Origin of the sequence: Stenotrophomonas sp. 2YAF22 (genome assembly GCF_052114665.1) — a bacterium.
Lineage (GTDB): Bacteria > Pseudomonadota > Gammaproteobacteria > Xanthomonadales > Xanthomonadaceae > Stenotrophomonas > Stenotrophomonas indicatrix.
Genome location: NZ_JBFRFE010000462.1, coordinates 1 through 3,495, shown reverse-complemented (window position 1 = coordinate 3,495; position 3,495 = coordinate 1). Strand labels below are relative to the sequence as shown.

Here is a 3,495-nt window from a genome sequence, read left to right as displayed (position 1 = left end):
CCCTCAAGGGCTCCGCCGGCAACCTGGTGGAGTGGTACGACGTCTACGTGTACTCGGTGTTCGCCGTGTACTTCGAATCGCAGTTCTTCTCGCCCGAAGACAAGAACTCCACCATGTACGTGTGGGCGATCTTCGCCGCGACCTTCCTGATGCGCCCGATCGGCGCATGGTTCTTCGGTCGCTTCGCCGACCGTCATGGCCGTCGCCTTGCGTTGACCGTGTCGGTCACGCTGATGGCCTTCTGCTCGTTCATCATCGCCATCACCCCCACCGCTGCCAGCATCGGCATCTGGGCGGCGATCATCCTGCTGTTCGCGCGCCTGCTGCAGGGCTTCGCCACCGGTGGCGAGTACGGTGCCAGCGCCACCTACATGTCCGAGGCCGCCATTCCGGGCCGCCGCGGTTTCCTGTCCTCGTTCCACTACGTCACCCTGGTGGGCGGCCATGTGCTGGCCCAGCTGACCCTGTTCGTGATGCTGACGTTCTGGGCCAAGCCGGAAATCTCCGAGTGGGGCTGGCGCATCGCCTTCGGCATCGGTGGCATCGCCGCCGTGGTCGTGTTCTGGCTGCGCCGTGGCATGGACGAGTCGCTGTCGGAATCCTCCATCGAGGCCGCGCGCGAAGGCAAGGACAAAAAGTCCGGCTCGATGTACGAGCTGTTCGTGCACCAGTGGCGCCCGCTGCTGCTGTGCTTCCTGATCACCGCCGGTGGCACCATCGCCTTCTACACCTACTCGGTGAACGGCCCGAAGATGATCCAGAGCGCCTTCGCCGGCAACGATCCGATGACCGGCACCCTGATCAACCTGGGTGTGCTGGCCTTCCTGATGGTGCTGCAGCCGGTGGGCGGCTGGCTGTCGGACATCATCGGCCGCAAGAGCTTGCTGGTGTTCTTCGGTGTGGGCGGCGTGCTGTACAGCTGGTACCTGATCACCCAGCTGCCGCACCAGCACGATGCCACCCTCGCCTTCCTCACCCTGGCACTGGGCTTTGTCATCCTCACCGGCTACACCTCCATCAACGCCGTGGTGAAGGCAGAGCTGTTCCCCACCCACATTCGTGCGCTGGGCGTGGGCTTCGGCTATGCATTGGCCAACTCGCTGTTCGGCGGCACCGCGCCGCTGCTGTACCAGGGCGCATTGAAGACCGGCCACGTGGACTGGTTCGCCATCTACGTCACCGCGACGATCGCGGTATCGTTGGTGGTCTATGTGTTCTTCCTCACCAACAAGGGCCCCAACTGGCTCGACGGCACGCGCAAGTAAACGCGCCGTAGTGATCGCGGCCACCGGTGCAATGCCGGTGGCCGCCGCGTCTCCTGCCACGCCGCTGGTATGGCTCGCACTGGGTCTGGGCGCGGCAACCCTGCTGGCATGGATGATCTGCCGGCCCGGCGCCCAAGCGAGTTGGCCACGTATCGGCTTCGGCATTGCCCTGCTGGCGTTCTGCGCTGCACTGATGCTGCAGCTGGCAGTGGATCTGGGCAGCGGTACCAGCACCCTGCATCTGCGCCTGAGCCGGGGCATCAACCCCGCACCGGTGGCCGGTCTGCGCACGATGATGGCCTGTTACCTGGGCGCGCTTGTGGCCGCCGGCTGGGGTGCCTGGAAGCTGCTGCGGAAGACGTGGTAGTGCCGGCCGCTGGCCGGCATCTGCGCATCCCTTAGGAAGGTTCATGAGGTTGCCGGCCAGCGGCCGGCACTGCCACGCGTTCAGAGGTTAACGGGCACCGGCCGGCATTGCCCGCGCGTTCAGAGGTTGCCGGCCAGCAGAGGCCGGCATTGCCGTGCGTTTACCGGCGGGCGGCTTCGCTCTTCTCGCGGGCGCCGTGGAATTCGGATTCCTTCTCCCACTGCGGCCAGCGGCGGCTGTTGGCCAGTTCGGCGCCCAGGTCGTAGACCAGCAGGGTGTCGGCCGCGTGGCCCGCCGGATCCCAGCTCGGCGTCCATGCATCGCAGGCCTGGTGGTAGCAGTCGGCGAAGTACTTCTCGCGCAGCGCGCGACCGGCCTCGACGCCGCCCTCAAGCTTGTCCAGGCCCGGGCCGATGGTGATCGCCGGCACGCCCAGGCGGGCAAAGGCGAAGTGGTCGGCACGGTAGAAGAAGCCGGCTTCCAGGTTCGGATCCGGGCTGTAACTGCGGCCACGGGCCTTGGCCACGCGTTCCAGGTCGCCTTCCAGCGACACCCGCCCCTTGCCCCACGAGGCGATGTCACGGGTGGCACCATCCGGGCTGAACATCTCGATGTTCAGCACCGCAGCGGTCTTGTCCAGCGGCGCCAGCGGGTGCGCGGCGTAGTAGCTGGCGCCCAGCAGGCCCTTCTCCTCGGCGGTCAGGGCGACGAAGTACAGGGTGYGCTGCGGCTGCGGGCCGGCGGCGAACACCCGGCCAAGTTCCAGCACGGTGGCCACGCCGGTGGCGTTGTCGATCGCACCGCGGCGGATACGATCGCCCTTGGCGTCGGCCTGGCCGATGCCAAAGGCATCCCAGTGCGCCGAGAAGATCACCGCCTCATCGGCGTGCTCGCCGCCGGGCAGCTTGGCCACCACGTTGCGGGTCACCACCTGCTCGCGCTTGAGCGCGAAATCGACGCTCAGCTTCGCGTTGTCCAGCGCAACCGGGCGGAAGTCCGCACTCATCGCCTTGCGCTTCTCGGCATCGAAATCCAGCCCGGCGTCGGCGAAGATCTGTTCGGCCAGCTCTCGCTGCATCCAGCCGCGCAGCGGCGTGTGCTGGGCCATCGCTTCGGCCTGGCCGCGCTCGATGTCGAACAGCGGCGAGGTACCCGAACTCTTCACCGTGGCCCAGCCGTAGGCGGCCGGTGCGGTCTCATGCACGATCAGCACGCCTTCGGCACCACGGCGCGCGGCTTCTTCGAACTTGTAGGTCCAGCGGCCGTAGTAGGTCACCGCCTTGCCATCGAACGCACCTGGCGCGTCGGCTTCAAAATCGGCGTCGTTGATCAACATCACGGCGATCTTGCCGTGCAGGTCCACGTCCTTGTAGTCGTTCCAGTGGCGCTCGGGCGCATCGATGCCATAGCCGACGAACACCAGCGGTGCATCCTTGATCTGCACGCGCGTGCGCGGCTGCAGGCTCTGCAGGGTCACGTCCACACCATTGGCCAGCGCACGCTTGCCGCCCTTCAGGGCGAGACTGGCCTTGGCCGGGCCATCCAGCTGCGCGCGCACCAGCGGTACCGGCTGTACCCAGCTGCCGTCCACGCCACCCGGCTGCAGGCCGTAGCTGCGGAACTGCTCGATCAGGTACTGCACGGTGCGTTCTTCACCTTCGGTGGCCGGTGCGCGGCCTTCGAATTCGTCCGATGCCAGCACGCGCACATGACGCGACAGCGCCTGCGGATCGATGCCGCCGCCGGGCAGGTCATTGGCCGCATGGGCCAGGCCACCGACGAACAGGCAGGACGACAGCAGCAACACGCGCATCGGGTTCACGGCAATACCACGGCTAGCTTGGAAGTCACCAGAGTGTAACG

Annotated in this window: 3 protein-coding genes; 2 read left to right on the top strand and 1 reads right to left on the bottom strand. The window is 66.7% G+C overall.

What is annotated here, in order from left to right:
* On the top strand, nucleotides 1-1,265 hold a 1,265-nt coding region (locus tag AB4Y84_RS16465), incomplete at its 5' end, for an MFS transporter (RefSeq protein ID WP_442250458.1).
* 31 nt (nucleotides 1,266-1,296) lie between these two features.
* Nucleotides 1,297-1,632, top strand: coding sequence for a hypothetical protein (locus tag AB4Y84_RS16460; RefSeq protein WP_442244043.1), 336 nt, complete (start codon nucleotides 1,297-1,299; stop codon nucleotides 1,630-1,632).
* 160 nt (nucleotides 1,633-1,792) lie between these two features.
* On the opposite strand, the gene AB4Y84_RS16455 is transcribed toward AB4Y84_RS16460, so the two are convergent.
* Nucleotides 1,793-3,445, bottom strand: coding sequence for a M28 family metallopeptidase (locus AB4Y84_RS16455; protein ID WP_442250459.1), 1,653 nt, complete (start codon nucleotides 3,443-3,445; stop codon nucleotides 1,793-1,795).
* Between the last annotated feature and the right edge of the window lie 50 nt (nucleotides 3,446-3,495).

Bases quoted from the DNA above. Each gene is read 5' to 3' on its own strand.
- AB4Y84_RS16460 (WP_442244043.1), top strand. From the start codon at position 1,297: ATGCCGGTGGCCGCCGCGTCTCCTGCCACGCCGCTGGTATGGCTCGCA.